At 39.4% G+C, this 17,332-nt stretch carries 17 protein-coding genes; 5 read left to right on the forward strand and 12 right to left on the reverse strand.

Annotated elements, in window-relative coordinates; all coding sequences use genetic code 11:
* Positions 1–584 precede the first annotated feature (584 nt).
* The 3 genes from BTR25_RS27790 (at position 585) to BTR25_RS21150 (ending at position 2,246) form a co-directional block, all read left to right on the forward strand.
* Positions 585–740, forward strand: coding sequence for a hypothetical protein (locus tag BTR25_RS27790; RefSeq protein WP_175596845.1), 156 nt, complete (start codon positions 585–587; stop codon positions 738–740).
* A 303-nt stretch (positions 741–1,043) separates the two neighbouring features.
* Positions 1,044–1,199: a hypothetical protein gene (locus tag BTR25_RS27795; RefSeq protein WP_175596846.1), complete on the forward strand. Its 156-nt coding sequence runs from the start codon at positions 1,044–1,046 to the stop codon at positions 1,197–1,199.
* A 405-nt stretch (positions 1,200–1,604) separates the two neighbouring features.
* Positions 1,605–2,246, forward strand: coding sequence for an MOSC domain-containing protein (locus BTR25_RS21150; protein WP_075690013.1), 642 nt, complete (start codon positions 1,605–1,607; stop codon positions 2,244–2,246).
* 144 nt (positions 2,247–2,390) lie between these two features.
* On the opposite strand, the gene BTR25_RS21155 is transcribed toward BTR25_RS21150, so the two are convergent.
* Positions 2,391–4,217 (reverse strand): alpha/beta hydrolase family protein, encoded by a 1,827-nt coding sequence (locus BTR25_RS21155; RefSeq protein ID WP_075690014.1) that lies wholly within the window; start codon positions 4,215–4,217, stop codon positions 2,391–2,393.
* Positions 4,218–4,385: 168 nt separating this feature from the next.
* On the opposite strand from BTR25_RS21155, the gene BTR25_RS27800 reads away from it, so the two are divergent.
* Positions 4,386–4,541, forward strand: coding sequence for a hypothetical protein (locus BTR25_RS27800; RefSeq protein ID WP_175596847.1), 156 nt, complete (start codon positions 4,386–4,388; stop codon positions 4,539–4,541).
* Between the two features lie 6 nt (positions 4,542–4,547).
* Here the strand turns inward: BTR25_RS27800 and BTR25_RS28540 are convergent, their stop codons facing one another.
* Complete coding sequence (locus BTR25_RS28540) at positions 4,548–4,673, reverse strand: hypothetical protein (RefSeq protein ID WP_303046859.1); 126 nt, start codon at positions 4,671–4,673, stop codon at positions 4,548–4,550.
* A 465-nt stretch (positions 4,674–5,138) separates the two neighbouring features.
* On the opposite strand from BTR25_RS28540, the gene BTR25_RS21165 reads away from it, so the two are divergent.
* On the forward strand, positions 5,139–6,005 hold the full coding sequence (locus BTR25_RS21165; protein ID WP_303046862.1) for an IS110 family RNA-guided transposase: 867 nt from the start codon (positions 5,139–5,141) through the stop codon (positions 6,003–6,005).
* A gap of 559 nt (positions 6,006–6,564) precedes the next feature.
* On the opposite strand, the gene BTR25_RS21170 is transcribed toward BTR25_RS21165, so the two are convergent.
* From BTR25_RS21170 to BTR25_RS21215, 10 genes are all read right to left on the reverse strand, one after another.
* A complete protein-coding gene (locus BTR25_RS21170) occupies positions 6,565–7,179 on the reverse strand; it encodes a helix-turn-helix domain-containing protein (RefSeq protein ID WP_075690016.1) in 615 nt (204 codons plus the stop codon).
* A 57-nt stretch (positions 7,180–7,236) separates the two neighbouring features.
* On the reverse strand, positions 7,237–8,265 hold the full coding sequence (locus BTR25_RS21175; RefSeq protein ID WP_075690017.1) for an ABC transporter ATP-binding protein: 1,029 nt from the start codon (positions 8,263–8,265) through the stop codon (positions 7,237–7,239).
* Positions 8,266–8,267: 2 nt separating this feature from the next.
* Positions 8,268–9,260: an ABC transporter ATP-binding protein gene (locus BTR25_RS21180; RefSeq protein ID WP_075690018.1), complete on the reverse strand. Its 993-nt coding sequence runs from the start codon at positions 9,258–9,260 to the stop codon at positions 8,268–8,270.
* Positions 9,257–10,240 carry a succinylglutamate desuccinylase/aspartoacylase family protein gene (locus tag BTR25_RS21185; protein ID WP_075690019.1) on the reverse strand — a complete coding sequence of 328 codons (984 nt, stop codon included), beginning with the start codon at positions 10,238–10,240 and terminating at the stop codon, positions 9,257–9,259. The genes BTR25_RS21180 and BTR25_RS21185 overlap by 4 nt, the downstream gene beginning before the upstream one ends.
* 109 nt (positions 10,241–10,349) lie before the next feature.
* A complete protein-coding gene (locus tag BTR25_RS21190) occupies positions 10,350–11,885 on the reverse strand; it encodes an ABC transporter substrate-binding protein (RefSeq protein ID WP_075690020.1) in 1,536 nt (511 codons plus the stop codon).
* Between the two features lie 40 nt (positions 11,886–11,925).
* Positions 11,926–12,900 (reverse strand): succinylglutamate desuccinylase/aspartoacylase family protein, encoded by a 975-nt coding sequence (locus BTR25_RS21195; protein WP_075690021.1) that lies wholly within the window; start codon positions 12,898–12,900, stop codon positions 11,926–11,928.
* A gap of 73 nt (positions 12,901–12,973) precedes the next feature.
* Complete coding sequence (locus tag BTR25_RS21200) at positions 12,974–13,813, reverse strand: ABC transporter permease (RefSeq protein ID WP_075690022.1); 840 nt, start codon at positions 13,811–13,813, stop codon at positions 12,974–12,976.
* A gap of 15 nt (positions 13,814–13,828) precedes the next feature.
* A complete protein-coding gene (locus tag BTR25_RS21205; protein WP_075690023.1) occupies positions 13,829–14,752 on the reverse strand; it encodes an ABC transporter permease in 924 nt (307 codons plus the stop codon).
* A gap of 545 nt (positions 14,753–15,297) precedes the next feature.
* Positions 15,298–16,290, reverse strand: a complete 993-nt coding sequence (locus BTR25_RS21210; protein ID WP_075690024.1) for an ABC transporter ATP-binding protein — start codon at positions 16,288–16,290, stop codon at positions 15,298–15,300.
* The gene (locus tag BTR25_RS21215) at positions 16,287–17,288 is read right to left on the reverse strand and encodes an ABC transporter ATP-binding protein (protein ID WP_075690025.1); all 1,002 of its coding nucleotides are present in this window, start codon (positions 17,286–17,288) and stop codon (positions 16,287–16,289) included. Before BTR25_RS21215 ends, BTR25_RS21210 begins: the two co-directional genes overlap by 4 nt.
* Positions 17,289–17,332: the final 44 nt, after the last annotated feature.

Consider the following 17,332-nt stretch of genomic DNA (forward strand, 5'->3'; position numbering starts at 1 on the left):
ATGAGCTAGTTGTGCCTTTGATGATTTTTATGCAGAAGATCATAGCGCAAAATTTTTGATTGCCAGAGAAGAATGAAGTCGCGGCCCTCGCTAATGAACTAAAATATGGTAACCCCACCAAAAATAAATTTTTATTCGTTGAAGGATTTTTTCAATTTACGTCGTATTGGGAATTCAATCCGATACCTATTTTTCATACATTTTTATACAAGTGTTCGCAACTATTATACAGTATATTTAATTAAACTTCATTTAAATTTTCTTTTAGAGCCATCGCGTAGCGATTTCGTTCTTCTCCTGAATCCTTCGTTTAGCTAAACGAAGGATTCAGGAGAACCGTCCCCGTGTCACTCCCGTGTCACTATTCTTCCACAAACCTCACCCTTTACTTTTAGTGTAAWACTTCACAACTTTTTTAGCCCCCTTCAATCCGTTATGCGTTGTATGCGAAAAAAATAGATCCAATCCAGATAATTTAATTCTTTGTAATGATTGTAGTGAAAACTTAAAACAACAATGACAAGCATTGGAGCATAAATATGAAAAAGTAGAAAAAACAACTTTTAATTAAAGGAGGTTTTTTGATGGGTATTTTAACGAAAATCATCTGTAAATTAAAAGGTCACGTTTATGAAGAAACAAAACAGAGCCCTGATGGATGGGGATATATTGCAACTTGGTTTATATGTAACCGATGTGCTCATGAAAAAGTAGTCACTATCCGAGAAGATGAGGTTTAATTTCAGTCATCAAGTAACTGTGTCTACTACGGAAAAAGGACAGATTGCTTAGTTTAATCTGTCCTTCTGTTTTTTCATCCCTTCTTCAATTAACCTCACCCGTTGGTTTTAGTGAAATCATTCACAAAATGCTCTAAAACAGAAGGAGTTTATTGCACAGTATTTAGCCTACTACGCATCTAATGTAAGCATGAGAACCGTCCCTTTGCTCACTTCTTCATGGATTACCTTATGATTTAGTTATCTTTGGAAACACTAATTTCGTATATCTTTAACACTATATAATGGAAAGAGGTGTCTAGGATGAAGAAAGATACAAACTCTGAAGGAACACCCACAGTGGCTGAGGGCATTGATACAGAAGATGTGTTAAATAAATCTGCAACTGAGGAGGATATCGAGCAAGGGGATTCCACTAGTGTGACCGTACTCTCATTGGATGAAAATGATCCTAGCTGATGAACTGATTTGTACAATAGATTTAAACTAAGCTAGGGAGCATTGCTAAAACTAGCTGCAAAAATAAGCTCAATGCAAGTATCCCTTATTTTCAATTGAGCTTATTTTTGTTCGAACTTTAACTTTAATGATTTTTTCTCCTCCGTTCAATTTCTTGTTTCCAGCTTCGGTCTATATTCTATTCTTTTCGAAAGTTCAAGGCAGCCTCCTTTAAGACTTGGTAGATTAATTGCGTTCCTTCCTAATCAGTATGATCCAACGGCAAAATCTTCATCAAACATGACTTCACATTCTTCACTTAAAGTATGTTATCCTTTTCCTAATCATTGTTTTTTAAATTGTCCCTTTTCAAGTGACACTATTATCTATCACGTATTGATTAAAGAGGTCTGTAGAAGTGAGGTCATGTCTAATTTGAACCGAAAAATTATTCATTTAGCTGTTGGTAAACCGAAGGAATATAATTGGAACAATAAAAAAGAGGTTTCCGCAATAGGAAAATCAGTTGTACAAGCTGTTGAGTTGAAAAAATCTGGCTTTGTTGGTGATGATGTTGCCAACCACAAGTTTCATGGTGGACCAGACCGTGCAGTTTGTTTGTATCCATTTGAACATTATTCTTATTGGGAAGAGATCTTTCAAAAGAAGCTCATTCTACCTGCTTTTGGAGAAAATATTACGGCAACAGGAATGGTGGAAGAACAGGTTTGTATTGGTGATATATATAAAATTGGCGATACACTTGTTCAAGTAACACAAGGTAGGGTGCCTTGTGCAACGATCTCCAAATATAATCAGGAACATCAATTTTTAAAGAAAGTGGTTGAAACGACTCTAACTGGTTACTTTTTTCGGGTATTGGAAGAGGGAACCATTATGTTGGATTCCGACATCACTCTCGTAGAAAAACACCCCAAAGAAATATCCGTTTCTTTTGCTACACAAATTCTTTTTCATCAAAAACAGGATAAAACATCCATCGAAAAGATATTAACAGTTGATGTCCTAGCAGAGGATTGGAGGAATCGATTCTTAAAACTATTATGATCCTTCTCCAGATAACAAAAGAGTGCCAGGCACCATCCAAGATTTTGGCTGGTGCCTGGCACTTTACTTCATGTTTAATTGCAAATGTTTTACAAATTTGGAGAAATATTTAATTACCAAAGTATTTGAGTAATCCGTTCTCCGTTATTCCGCTCTTAAATATTTCTCTAAAAATTCATGGACTTTCTTATATCCACTTATCCTATTTTCTTTTTTCATAAACCCATGGCCCTCATCAGGGAACACGACGTATTCGACGGGTACGTTGTTGTTTTTCAGAGCCTCGACGATTTCGTCTGATTCGACTTGAAGAACACGTGGATCATTGGCACCCTGGAGTACGATTACTGGTTTATTAATTTGGTCTGTATGGAATAATGGAGAAATACTACGAATGTATTCTGTCTGTGTATATGGATTACCTAACTTTTTATATAATGCTTCACGGAATCCTTCCCACCAGGATGGAATACTTTTCAGTGTCCTTTCCCAATTGGATACACCAAAAATATCTACTCCCACTTTAAATTCCTCGGGTTTAAATGCTAAGGCAGCGAGTACCATATAACCGCCGTAGCTTCCTCCGATAATCCCAATTTCCTCGATATCTCCCTGCTCCTGAAGAAAGTTTTTCCCTTGAATACAATCTTCTAAATCCACTTCCCCATGCTTTAAATCGGCGGCACTAAAGAAACTCTTTCCATATCCAGAGCTCCCTCGATTATTTACAGCTAAGATGGCATAACCTTGATTTACAAGATATTGAAATAATGGATTATAGTCTGTCCTCGACTGCCCTCCGGGACCGCCATGCACATAAACGAGTGCTGGTACTTTTTCACCCGCTTGTACAACCGGTTTATAATAAATAGCTGGGATCATTAAATCATCAAATGAAGGATATCGAATCACCTCTGCCTTTACTAAATCAAGGGGATCAATCTCAGGATTTAAGGTATCGGTTAGCTTTTTTAGTGTTTTAGATCCCACTTCGTACGAATATAAATTCGCCGGAGAGTTTGAACTATTTAATAGAAAGGTCATTAATTTACCGCTATTAGAGATTTTCAGGTTCGTCATTTGCCCTTCCGGCAATAAAGGAATTTCAAGCTGTTCGTTTGTAGCCTGGTTGATGATTTTGATCTCTGTTTTGGCATCACAGTTTATCGAGTATACAAGATATTGATCGTTACTTGAAAAGGAAGCAGACATAATATCCCAATTTTCTTTCGCCACTTCTTCTGTTTTTAGAGAAGGAAGATGAATCTTTTTCAAATAGAGAAATTCATGATTTTCATCTGTTAAAAAGTAAAGATATTCGGAATCCCTGCTGAAGGTTTGGGGATGGTGATTGATTTCTCCTGTATGAGCCGTTAGGTGCTTGAGACAGTCGAGTTCCCGGTCATATAGATAAATATCGGAATCATTGGTGTTTCTGATTTTTGCTAGAGTAATATAGCGTTTATCAGGAGAAATAGCCCCATATTCATAGCCTACATTATTCGTAAAAATACAGGTTGATTCAAATGTTTCTATATCCATTTCATACACATCCATGAAGCTGGGATTTCGTTTGTTTGAGCCATAAAAAAAGCCCTTCTCATCCCTGCTCCATCCGTAAAACTCCGCACGTGCATTCTCCTCTGCCGTTAAATCCACTGATTCTCCATTTTCATTATGTACGTAAATATGGTGGAGTTCGTCCCCGCCTTTATCCGTTAAATATAAAAAGCGATGATCATTCGGGAAAAATGAAACGGCATGGATGGCATTGTCGGTTGAAAAAGTTACCTGCTGCTGGTGCTGTTCCTCAATCGAAATCGTGTAGGCATTATAGATACCGCTTTTATCACTCGAAAATAAAATGACCTTTTCGTCAAACGAAATGGAGTTCGTGATAATCGATTCCGTATGAAAAAACTGCTCAATCGTGTATTTTTTACGGTCTTTATTTATAGCATTTTGAACCATCTTTTCACCCCCTATCAAAGATTAACTATATGACGTTGAATAATTGAAAAAGTTTCAGAATAGACAAAATAATTGTGGTTTGATATTTTTCTCAGCACAAGAGTAAAAAAGCATTAATCTCAATGATTAATACTCTGTTTCTTAGTAATAAACATAGAAGGGACTTTTTTGATCGTTTCTGTACAAGCAATACTTCCAAGCATTCCAATTAATATACTAGATGTGATGATTTTTAAAGCAAAATATACACTGGTCCCCGTTAAACAGTCCAGTATAAGGAACTTTTTAATCGTTGAACCTTTTATCGTACAGAAAACAACTTGATTTTTGTTATGTTTCAGTATGGCTCACCCCTAACTGTTTAAAGATATGAGGTAAAAAGATTGTCTTATTCCAGAAGCATTGGTTAATGGTTTTCCATAGATTAAATATATAATCAATTTCATTAATAAGCATCCCCCTATCCTCCGTCTCTATTAAAATTCAGATCAGTGGAAATCATCAAAGGGACGGTTCTCCTGCTTCCTTCGTTTAGCTAAACGAAGGAAGCAGTTATCATGAACGAAAACTAGCTCCTTACTCGTAATTTCGTAGGTTAATTTGGTTAAACTGTTTTTTGAGAAAAACAACCAAATCAGAGCTACATTACGAAAGGAGCTAGTTATTATGAAGGATAACACAAAGTACGTAGGTTTAGACGTTTCAAAGGAAAAAATTGCAGTTGCTATCGCAGATGAGGGTAGAAAAGAGCCAAGATATTTGAAATATCCCTAATACACCTGAAGCTTTAAGAAAACTTGTCAAAAAATGTGGTCCTATTGAAGAACTGAAAGTCTGTTACGAAGCAGGTGCTACAGGATATGGTATTTATCGATTACTTCTTAGTCTTGGAGTAGAATGTGAGGTTATTGCCCATCTCTTATTCCACAAAGACCTGGTGATCGCGTTAAAACAGATCGACGTGACTCCATTCGGCTAGCACAATTACACCGTGCTGGAGAACTAACATCAGTCTATGTTCCTTCTGATGAAGACGAAGCATTACGAGATTTAGTTCGTGCTCGTGAAGATGCCAAAGAAGATGAATTACGAGCGAAACATCGCTTAACTAAATTTTTGCTTCGTCATGATATCCATCCTCCAACTGGTGTCAATCGGTGGACATATGCCTATCGTGAGTGGTTAAGTAAATTAACTTTTCCCATTTCTACCTTACAAGTAGTATTTGAAGAATATCGCCACCAGTTACTAGAAAACGAACAACGTGTTGCTCGTTTTGAAAAGGAAATTCAAAAACAGGCTGAAGATGGTTTCCGTGCCCCTATTATACAAGCACTCCAAGCACTAAGAGGAGTGGCAACCATTACCGCTACTGCATTAGCGGCTGAAATTGGATCATTTAGTCGGTTTAAGACAGCTAAGCAGTTTATGTCCTATGTAGGTTTGGTACCAAGTGAATATTCCAGCGGTGATGTTAGAAGTCAAGGTAAAATCACCAAAACAGGAAATCGACATGCAAGATGGTTATTAGTAGAAGCAGCTTGGAGTTATCGACATAAGCCAGTTGTCAAAGGGGAATTGAAAAAAAGGCAAGAAGGATTACCCGCTTCCGTTACCTCTATATCGTGGAAAGCACAAAATCGTTTGCACAATAAATATTTCCGTCTCTTGGCTAAAGGTAAACCTGCAGGCAAAGTTATTACGGCAGTTGCTAGAGAATTAGCTGGCTTTATATGGGCCATTGCACAAGAAGTGGAACTTGAAAAAGAGAAACAAGCAATAGTGTAACCAAATAATAGTTGTCGTTTTTTAAGGAAAAGAAGAATAACAGAATTACCTAGGAAGAAATACTTTGATTGAAGACAGGGCTCGAAGGCAAAGGTAAAAACCGGAAAGGAGAATCCACGCGTTCTCCATGTGACCATCCTGTAAAGGATGGACTCACGAAAGCAGTTAGTGGAAGCTCCCCAGACGGAAAGATTAAATGTGAAAACCCACGAATATCAGATTGCTCACCGTCGTAGAGTAATTTTTGCCTTCGTGCCGTGTATTTAACCAATTTAGAACCTATGGATAGTTCACCTAATAAGTCCAAAAAACTTGAAATGGAGCCTCTGTGGGCATGATTCATACGCCAAGCAACCAATACCTAACAGGAATTGGCGCCTACCAAAAAGGTTATCATGCCCACCTCTCCATATAAAGTTTTTCTCTGAGGAAACATGAAAAATGTGCACCTCTCTTTGGGTTGCCAAAAAGAGATGCCTATACGAAATTTTTGAGTAAGGACTTGAAATTTTCGTTCATATCAGGAGACTGTCCCTGATATGATAATTAACTAATCTATTCATGCTTTAGGAGAGGCACTAAAGATTGTTTCTCCTAAAACCAAGCTCTCACCAGCTCTTAGTATGGCAGGGGTAGTCGCCCAAATTGTAACCGATTCAGTATCGGAGTTATTCTCCCATCCGTGTGGTATATGGCCGGGAAAATACATGCTATCTCCTTCTTCGAGCTCACATTTCTCATTACCTAAGTAAACGGTTAGCCTTCCCTTTAGTACATAACCTACCTCTTCACCGGAGTTGGTATAGAGTTTATCGCTTTTTCCACCTGGTGCTACTCGCATTAAGTGCATTTCAATATTTTTACTTTCGATGTCGGAAGGACTTAGCAAGAAAACATCTGTATTTTCCATTGCACTCTTAAATCTTTTTCTTTTGTTTTTGCGAATAATATACTTTTCCGTATCCTCTGTTACTCCGTCATCTTCGTCAAAAAAATGAACCAATGAAACACCAAGCACATTACTGATTTTTTTCAATGTATTTATGGATGGATTTGCCATCCCTCTCTCAATTTGGCTAATAAAACTTGGTGTACATTCAACCAATTCTGCCAGATGTTTTACCGTGATCTCTTGCTGCTCTCTTAATACACGTATCTTCATTCCAAATTCCAAGAATATATACCTCCTTTCCCAGTAATCAGCACTTTCATCATAAGACAAATTAACTGTTTATGAAAGAGGAAAATGGCAAGCTGCCCATCGTCCGTCCGACTTTTCCTCAAATTTGGGCTCCTCTTGCTTACACCTATCCATTGCAATTGGGCATCGAGTATGAAATCTGCAGCCTTGAGGCGGATTGATTGGACTCGGGACGTCACCTGTTAAGATAATTCTCTCCCTCTTTCGCTGTTCAATTGGATCGGGAACCGGAATCGCTGATAGAAGTGCATGCGTATATGGATGTGCAGGTTTATGGTAAATTTCTTCCGTTTCTCCCAGTTCAACGATTTTCCCAAGATACATGACAGCAATTCTAGTGCTAATATGCCTTACGACAGAAAGATCATGTGCAATGAAAAGGTAAGTAAGACCGAATTCATCCTGAAGGTCCTGAAGAAGATTAATGACCTGAGACTGAACGGACACGTCTAATGCCGAGATTGGTTCATCACATACAATCAGCTTTGGATTCAGTGCAAGTGCCCTGGCAATTCCAATACGCTGCCGCTGGCCACCAGAAAATTCATGAGGGTATCTGGAAATGTGATGATGTTCTAATCCAACTTTTTCAAGAAGCCACTTTACTCTGTCCACTCTCTCTCGCAAATTACCCTGTTTGTGAACACGAAGAGGTTCTCCAATGATATCACCGACTTTAAGCTTCGGGTTCAATGATGCATAAGGATCCTGAAATACAATTTGCATTCCACTTCTTACCTTCCTTAGCTTTGATTCATTAAAATGGGTGATATCTTGATTTCCGTAAATAATTTGGCCGTCAGTCGGCTTCTGCAGTCGAATGATGTTCCGGCCAAGGGTTGATTTTCCACAACCTGATTCACCAACAATTCCAAGCGTCTCACCTTCATTTACAGAAAATGAGACATCGTCCACTGCCTTCAGCCAGCCGATTGATCTACCCAAGAACCCTTTTTGCACCGGGAAATATTTTTTTATATTTTTCACTTCAAGAATGGTTTTATTATATTGTAAGTGTGTCTTACTAGGCTGTTCTGTTAATTCAGTAATATTCCCCATAACTATATCACCTCTTTTGCCATTAGCTGATCATAGTGCCAACAAGCAACTTTCCGTTCTCCATCCACACTCTCTAATGATGGTTCTTCATTGTGGCAAAGCTCAGAGGCAAATGGACACCGAGGATGAAATCGGCATCCTGCAGGTAATTTATTCGGGTTAGGCAGGACTCCTTCAATGGTTTTCAATCGATTGCCCTTTGCTTCAACAGATGGCATTGCCTCTAGTAAGCCAAGGGTATAAGGATGATATGGACAGGCAAATATATCCCAGACAGAAGCCTCTTCCACGACAATTCCTGCATACATGACAACCACTCGGTCTGCTATATCTGCCACTACACCCAGGTCATGAGTGATAAACAAAATGGACATCCCAAACTTATCTTTTAAATCCTTCATTAATTCAAGTACCTGTGCCTGAATGGTAACATCTAGTGCAGTCGTCGGTTCATCTGCGATTAATAGCTTCGGATCGCATGCCAAAGCCATCGCAATCATTACCCTCTGGCGCATACCACCTGATAGTTGATGTGGATATTCATGCACCCTTTGTTCAGGGGAAGGAATACCAACTAATTTTAAAAATTCAATTGCTTTATCCATGGATTCTTTTTTGTTCAGTTTTTGATGAAAGCGAAGACTCTCGGCAATTTGGTCACCTACCGTGTAGACGGGATTTAACGAGGTCATCGGCTCTTGAAAGATCATGGATAGTTCATTACCGCGAATTTTTCTCATTTCTTTCTTATTTTTCTTAAGTAAGTCATCTCCCTCAAAAAGAATTTGCCCATGATCTGCCTTTCCCGCAGGCTTGGGTAGCAGCCCCATGATGCCGAGAGAGGTAACACTCTTCCCTGATCCAGATTCTCCTACAATACAAACCGTTTCACCTGAATGAATGGTGAAGGAACAATTCTTCACAGCAGGAGTGACTCCGCGATCAGAATGAAAATTAATAGATAAGTCGCGGACTTCTAGGACTGGTTTTGTCATTCAGAACCGCCCCTAGACTCGACCGGGATCGCTTCTGCGATTAATTGTCCTGGCTCTGTAGGCCAATAACGATGCCCTACTGCTGCAATGTAGGCATTATCCGATTCACAGCGTAATTCCTCTGTCACCTCACCGTAAAGATTCATAATTGATCCGATTAAATCACCTTTATTTAAAACATCACCCACATCACACTCAGGAACAAACAATCCACCTTCACCCGTAAAGATAAAATCAGCATTATTGATTACAGTATAACCCTTTTGAACAGGCGGTTTTCCTGGAATCAACTCGAGTGCTTTCATCGCCCCGCCGATTGCTATCTTGAACTGTTCCTCATGCTCTTCGGTTACATTTCCGCCCCCACATTCAACTGTTACTGTTGGAATGTTTAACTTCATGACGTGAGATGTAATGGAGCCACCTGTGCCAGCTTCCCCTTTGGAACGCCAAATGACATCAGAACCCATGCGTTCAGCAAGCCACATTGACTTCTTAGCCGCCTCAGATTGATTGGCCTTTACAATCATATAGAACGGTACTTTCGCTCCAATTCCACCTGAATGTAAATCGATTACATAATCTGCGGTTGATTCAATGGTTTCCAGTACTTTATAGGCTAATCGCTCACTGTATGTACCCCTTGGATTTCCAGGGAAAATACGATTCAGGTTCGCGCCGTCTAATGGAGAAATACGATTTCGATCTTTAAAGGAAGGAATGTTAATCACGGGCAGGCCGACAAAGGTGCCTTTTAACTCCTCAATATTTAATTCCTGATAAAACCTGATGATCGATGCTGCACCTCCATATTCTTCACCATGAATACATCCGTGTACCCAAATGGTAGGTCCATCTTCCTTCCCGGCTGCTACCAAAACAGGAATGTTAAAAGCCGATCCATCCGTATCGCTTCCTACTTGAATAAATCCCCGTGTTTTTTCCCCTGGTTTCACAACCGCTGTCCCAATCGTTTTCATGGTATACTCCTCATTTCCTATGATTTATATTCTGAAGGTATGTTGAAGAAAGACTATGATACCTTCCTTCAACATGGTCAGCTATTTTTTAGTGGCTCTTAAAAATCATTTATTCTTCAAAAGATGCGTCACGAACAATTACGTATTCATCTAGCCTTGGTTCGAATCCTTTAACACCTTTTCTTACTCCCACCATGTGTGGTTCGTAATAAAGTGGGAAGGTTGGCTTTTCTTTATATAAAATTTCTTGAATTTGCTTGTAAAGCTTAGTTACTTCAGTATTATCAATGGTTTGAATTGCTTGATCCATTAAAGCGTCGACTTCTGGATTTGCGTACCCGCCTTCAGCATTTGCTGAATAGTAATATCCATTCCAATGTGTATTCGGATTGATTGTTAAGTCAGCGACACCGATATAATAGAAGTCATAGGCACCTTCATCCATCTTTGGCACGTACGAGCTAAACTCCAGCGTTTCTAGTTCTACATTTATGCCGACGCCTTGCAGCATTCCAGCAACAGCTTCACCCATCTGGCGGTCCATTGCATATCTACCAATAGGAGCACCCATTTTGATTGGGGAGCCATCATAACCTACTTCAGCTAAAAGTTTTTTTGCTTGCTCTGGATCAAAGGGATACACTTCAAGTTCATCGTTAAAACCAATTGTTCCTGGAGGTGAGACAGATGAGGCGGGGATGGTATTACCACTAAGAATATTATCTACAAGAGACTTACGGTCAATGGCCAGTGAAATAGCATCTCGGAATTCTTGTTTTGCCATCCATTCATTTTTAAAGTTCGCCACCATCATATTGACACGAAGGGTTTCTGTTATAAAGATATCTAGGTTTTCATCCTTCTTAACGGTATCAATTTTGTCTGCAGAAATATTTTCAGCAATATGAACATCACCACGTTGTAATGCGGCAAGTCTCACAGCATTTTCAGGCATTATTCTAAATTCAATCGTGTCACTTACACCCTGTTTGCCCCAGTAACCATCAAATCGTTTTAGCTTTACATTATTATTTGCTGTATATTTTACAACTTCATACGGACCTGTACCGACTGGCTTTACATTATATTCAGCTCCAAGCTCCTTCACAGCACCCGGCTCAACAATTGGCACCTGGGTAAGTGAACTTAAGAGACCGCGAGTAGGAGTCTTGGTTTTGATAATTAATGTTAAATCTCCTTCAGTTGTAATTTCTGCTATATCATTTAACCAAATTTTCATTGGTGTGTTAAATGCAGGATCTGCAATGGACTCAAGGGTAAATTTTGCTGCTTCCGCATTAAATGGTGCACCGTTGTGGAATTTGACACCCTCTCGAAGTGTGAACTTCCATGTAAGTTCATCAATATTTTCGTAGCTTTCTGCCAGAACTCCCTCGATTGTTACCTTGCCATCTACTATCTTTCTAAAAACAAGCGGTTCAAAAATATGAGAATTGATACTATAGCCTGGACCTGACCAAGTTTTACGCGGATCAAGAGATGTTGGGTCTGCACCCGTCGCAACGATAAGATCCTTTACTGGATTTCCTTCAGAGTCAGTCTCTTGTGACGTAGTACCCGAACACGCAACAAGTGTAAAGACAAGTACGAGCATGATAGAAAAAAGAACCCATTTTTTTAGCAAAAAAACCCCTCCTCAAATTTTAACTACTAATTATTTGAATCTATTTCTTTGATGCAAAATAAGCTACCTTGTCTCCGGTTGTGACTGATTGGTTTCCAGCTAAAGGAAAAGCAATAATGATTCCATCTACCGGTGAACGCATTTCTTCAATTATCGTTCCATAAGGGTTACAGACTGTTGCGAACACCTCTTCTTTCTTCACCTCGTCCCCTATTTTTTTAGTAAAGTCAACAAATCCACCAGTGTCAGCGAAATAAGCCGTATATAGTAATGAACCACTAAATGGTAAAGTGTCTGGAAGAATTTCCGCAGCACCAGAGACCATGCCCAAGTATCTCATGACATTTTTCGTTCCAATCACACCTGCTTTTGATGAATGGTCAAACCTGCGGGAGAAGACTAATTCAGGTGTAATGGCTGGCTTCCCGATGGAAGATAAGTACCCACTGAAGGTACCTTGGATTTCAGATGCTGGTGTGACAGTAATCGCTCCAAACGCTCTTGCCATTTCCCACGAGGTCTCTTGCACCTTGGCACTTCCACCTGCATCTACAATGGTGAATACTTCGGATGGCGGGTTGCAGGAGTGATAATCCACCACATAGTCAGCGTATTTCACCAGTTTGTCCGTAATCATATGGGCAATTCTTTGACTAAGCGTCCCACTCGCACTTCCTGGAAAGACTCTATTTAAATCAGCTGAGTCTTGTGGTGTAAAACGGCTGGCTGCACGTAGTGCTAAAGGATTTACAATCGGAACCGCAATGATCCTCCCGTGCATTTCCTTAAAATTTATCTCCTCATACATAAGTCTTCTAATTACATCGAAACCGCCTATCTCGATCCCATGCAACAATGCTGTTAGGAGTAGGGTTGGACCCTCTTCAACACCAGTGCCAATAATGACTGGAATATCAATATCTGTTGAATCTGGTAAACTTCCAATAGAAATACTAGTATTGACGACTTCCCCTACTTGAAACGGTACATCTGTTAAACTATCAATTCTCTTCATCAGGAAACTACATCCTCTCCTTTAGGTTTGGTATGTTTCTAAGCTTTGGTGTCTCTTTTTACCTTATTTACAATCATCTTGGATCAAGTGCGTCCCGCAGTCCATCTCCAAAGAGATTTGCACTCATGGCTACTAGCATAAGCATGATCCCAGGATAAATCGCAATCCACCAAGCATCGGTCATGTACTCTCTTCCATCTGCCAGCATGGAACCCCAGGTTGGCTGGCTTGCTGGAACGCCCAGGCCAAGAAAGCTAAGAGAAGATTCTGCAATGATTAGTGTTGCTACTTGGAAACTTGCCACGACGATGAAGGGAGAAATAATATTTGGTAAGATATGTCTGGTTAATATTGCAATTTGAGAAGTACCTGCAGCCTTTGCCGCCTCTACATACTCCAAATACTTTACCGAAAGTACAGAACTTCTCACGATTTTGGCGTAAGAGATCCAGCTTGTTATCGAGAGTACAAGCACAACATTCATAATGCTTGGTCCAAGGATGGCAACCATGGTTAGGGCCAGCAATAAGAATGGAAATGCGAGCTGCATATCTACTAAGCGCATTAACACGCTATCAATCCATCCTCCTGAATATCCTGAGACTAACCCAACGATAAGTCCGATTGTCCCGCCAATTACAACTGCACCGATTGCAACCATGATGGATATGCGTGAACCATAAATGATGCGGCTAAAAACATCACGTCCTAATTGGTCCGTCCCAAGCAAATGTGTTATCCCTTCCGCATTCTTCCAGCCTGGAGGCATTAATCTGCTAGCTATATTTTGATGAGTTGGATCCATCGGCACTAATAAAGGTGCAAAAATGGCTACCACGATAATCGCAATAAGAAAAGTAAGTCCGACAATGGCCGTTTTCCTGCGGCTGATTTGTTTTAAAAAAGAAATCATGCTACCAGTCCCTTCTTAAGAATCTACAACAATTCTCCGGTCAATTAAGGCGTAAATGATGTCAACCAAAAGATTAATAACTACAAAGACAATTGCTGAAACAATAACCAGTGATTGAATCATTGGATAATCCCTAAACTGAATGGACTGAACGGTTAGGAAACCTAGTCCTGGCCATGAGAAGATAAATTCAGTAATAATGGCCCCGCCTAACAACTGACCTGTTTGAAGACCAATCATCGTAATGGTTGGGATCAATGCATTTTTAAAAACATGTTTGAAAAGAACGAAGCTTTCTGGAAGACCTTTTGCATGTGCGGTTCGAACGTAGTCATTGTTAAGGACATCAAGTGTACTCGACCTCATCAATCGTGCGATTAATGCAAGCTGGTAAACTGCTAAAGTGAAGGCTGGTAAAATCACATGGGCCGGAGTGCCAAAACCAGAAGTAGGAAGTAGATTCATATTAACGGCAACATATAAAATTAGCATCATACCAAGCCAATAGCTTGGAACAGATTGGCCTAACAAGGTTAAGACACTTACAATATGGTCTGCGAGGGAATTTTTCTTAACGGCAGCCATCATCCCGAGTGGTATGGCTATCACGATTGCAATAAACATCGCCCAAAAAACCAAAAGTACGGTTGCAGGCAAATGCTCTAAGATTAACTGAATAGAAGGTAATCCTCTGCTTAATGAATCTCCAAAATCAAGGTGAATCATTTGTTTTACGTAATCTATGTACTGTACATAAATCGGCAGATTCAATCCCATTTCCTCTCGCATCTGTTCGATTTCAGCTTCCGTTGCATTCTCAGACAACATCAGCAAAGCGGGGTCACCTGGAATGATTCTTAACAGTACAAAGGCAATAGCTGAAGCACCAATTAGAACTAGTATCGACGTTAACAACCTGCGAATTATAAACTTCCCCACTGAAACACCTCCCCAAATATAGTTATATACTGACTTGCTTCTCCTTTCTTAATAATTCCAAACTATAAAACTTTTGAATATACAAAACTAGTTAAAAAGATCTTGGCAAATAAAGAAAACAGAGATAATCTCGAAACTAAAATTAATTAATAATTAATCTTAAACGGCAAGGTTATTAATTATTATTTAATATTAGAATTTTCCAACTATTAATTAATCCTATAATACAAGACTAAATGTYTATAATCAATATATTTTTATTAATTTTTATTTAATTTTTTGAGAATAAAAATGATTGCATTTTCTTTATATTAACTATAATTTACTTTTAGGGGTTAATTTTGTTTTGAAGGGGATTTCATTTGAGAATTCGGAGAAATAACAAGCACCCCGGTACGTTTAATTTACCAGGGTGCTTGTTATTAATTCTAGTAACAGCTGGGTTTACCACTAACGAAGTGGATTGATCCGCTACTTAACTCAATGATATGTCTGTCATTTTAGCGGCAGCAAAAAATTGATCCAATATCTATTTCCTTGTGAGCTTATTTTAAAGGAAAATGACAAGCCACATATTGCCCCGTTGCCATTTGTCTCAACTCAGGTTCTGCTTCTTTACAACAATCCTGAGCGATTGGGCATCTCGGATGAAACGGACAGCCCTGCGGCGGATTAATAGGACTTGGAAGTTCTCCTTTAAGTATTACGCGCTCCCTATTCCTTTGAAGGAAGGGGTTTGCGAGTGGTATTGAGGATAGCAAAGCTTGAGAATAAGGATGCAATGGGTGATTAAAAAATTGATCTCTTTCTTGTATTTCTACAATATTCCCCAAATACATAACGGCAATCCGATCACTTATATGATGCACAACACTTAGGTCATGCGAAATAAACAAATAAGTCATTTTTAATTTTTCTTTTAAGTCAGTGAGTAAATTCAGGATTTGCGCCTGGACGGATACATCTAATGCAGAAACAGGCTCATCACAGACAACAAACTTTGGATTCAGTGCAATAGCACGGCCAATCCCGATCCTCTGTCTCTGCCCACCCGAAAATTCATGTGGGTACCTGTTTATATAACTCGGATTTAAACCCACTAGTTCCATGTTTTCCTTAATAGTCTCAACTGTATAAGACATTCCATGGACCTTATAAGGTTTCGAAAGAATCTCCCTAACCGTAAACCGCGGATTAAGCGAAGCATACGGATCCTGAAAAATCATCTGAAAATCTCTTCTGATCGAACGCAATTGATTCTCTTTCATATGGGTAATGTCTTGATTTAAAAATCCAATACATCCAGATGTTGGATCATGAAGGCGTAAGATTACTCTCCCTAAAGTCGACTTCCCACAACCACTTTCTCCTACAAGTCCAAGAACTTCTCCTTGTTTAATAGTTAACGTTACTTTATTAACCGCACGTGTAACGCGCTGCTTTTTAAAGAATTTGCTGCCATCCACAAAATTCTTTGAAACTTGATCTAACGTGATGATATTTTCAAGTACCCTATCAGGGTTTACTGCATTTATCATACAACTTTTACCCCCTCTAGAGTTAACACTTCTGCATACCAGCAAGCAACCTGATGACCCGCCGCAATTTCTTTAAGCGCCGGTCTCTCATTTCTGCATTTTTCCGTGGCATATGGGCACCGAGGATGAAATTTACACCCCTGTGGCATTTCATTTAACATCGGAATCGAGCCGTCTGTCACGTTAAGGTGCTTCACCTTCTTTTCCATTCTTGGAATCGATTGTAATAATCCCTCTGTATAGGGATGGCTAGGATTTTTAAACAATGAAAACACATCCGTTACCTCAACAATACTTCCGGCATACATGACTACCACTCGATCTGCCATATCCGCAACAACACCAAGGTCATGCGTAATTAATACAATAGCGGTACCAAACGAACTCTTCAGAGCCTTCATTAATTCTAGTATTTGCGCCTGAATCGTTACATCAAGTGCCGTAGTAGGTTCATCCGCTATCAACAACTTCGGATTACAAGCTAAAGCCATGGCAATCATGACCCTTTGCCTCATTCCACCCGATAATTGATGAGGATATGCCTTTGCCCTAATTTCGGGCTGTGAAATTCCAACCTTCCTTAGCATTTCAACAGCAAGCTTCAAAGCCTCTGATTTTTTGATTTTTTTATGATTTAATAAAACCTCCGCCACTTGAGGTCCGATTTGAAAAACCGGATTCAAGGAAGTCATCGGCTCTTGAAAGATCATCGAAATGTCTTTTCCTCTAACTTTCAGCATTTCCTTCTGTGTGTAATCGAGAAGGTTTTCACCTTCCAATTTAATTACTCCAGTGGAGGGAACTCCAGGAGGAGAAGGCACAAGCCCCATGATAGAAAGGGCGGTAATACTTTTCCCACAGCCGCTTTCTCCTACAATACAAACTGTTTCGCCCTTATTGACACTAAATGAGATGTCATCTACTGCTGAGAACATTCCATTTTCCAATTGAAACTTTGTTGTTAAGTGTGTAACTTCTAATATTGGGGGTTCAACCATTACTGCCACCGCCTCCCAAGTTTTTTTCTACGAATGTATTAATA

It is taken from the genome of Bacillus sp. MRMR6 (assembly GCF_001940785.1).
Classification (GTDB): Bacteria; Bacillota; Bacilli; order Bacillales; family Cytobacillaceae; genus Neobacillus.

Coding starts and splice junctions, on each gene's coding strand:
- BTR25_RS27790 (WP_175596845.1), top strand. CDS start 585: ATGGGTATTTTAACGAAAATCATCTGTAAATTAAAAGGTCACGTTTAT.
- BTR25_RS27795 (WP_175596846.1), top strand. CDS start 1,044: ATGAAGAAAGATACAAACTCTGAAGGAACACCCACAGTGGCTGAGGGC.
- BTR25_RS21150 (WP_075690013.1), top strand. CDS start 1,605: ATGTCTAATTTGAACCGAAAAATTATTCATTTAGCTGTTGGTAAACCG.
- BTR25_RS21155 (WP_075690014.1), bottom strand. CDS start 4,217: ATGGTTCAAAATGCTATAAATAAAGACCGTAAAAAATACACGATTGAG.
- BTR25_RS28540 (WP_303046859.1), bottom strand. CDS start 4,673: ATGCTTATTAATGAAATTGATTATATATTTAATCTATGGAAAACCATT.
- BTR25_RS21175 (WP_075690017.1), bottom strand. CDS start 8,265: ATGGGGAATATTACTGAATTAACAGAACAGCCTAGTAAGACACACTTA.
- BTR25_RS21180 (WP_075690018.1), bottom strand. CDS start 9,260: ATGACAAAACCAGTCCTAGAAGTCCGCGACTTATCTATTAATTTTCAT.
- BTR25_RS21185 (WP_075690019.1), bottom strand. CDS start 10,240: ATGAAAACGATTGGGACAGCGGTTGTGAAACCAGGGGAAAAAACACGG.
- BTR25_RS21195 (WP_075690021.1), bottom strand. CDS start 12,900: ATGAAGAGAATTGATAGTTTAACAGATGTACCGTTTCAAGTAGGGGAA.
- BTR25_RS21200 (WP_075690022.1), bottom strand. CDS start 13,813: ATGATTTCTTTTTTAAAACAAATCAGCCGCAGGAAAACGGCCATTGTC.
- BTR25_RS21210 (WP_075690024.1), bottom strand. CDS start 16,290: ATGATAAATGCAGTAAACCCTGATAGGGTACTTGAAAATATCATCACG.
- BTR25_RS21215 (WP_075690025.1), bottom strand. CDS start 17,288: ATGGTTGAACCCCCAATATTAGAAGTTACACACTTAACAACAAAGTTT.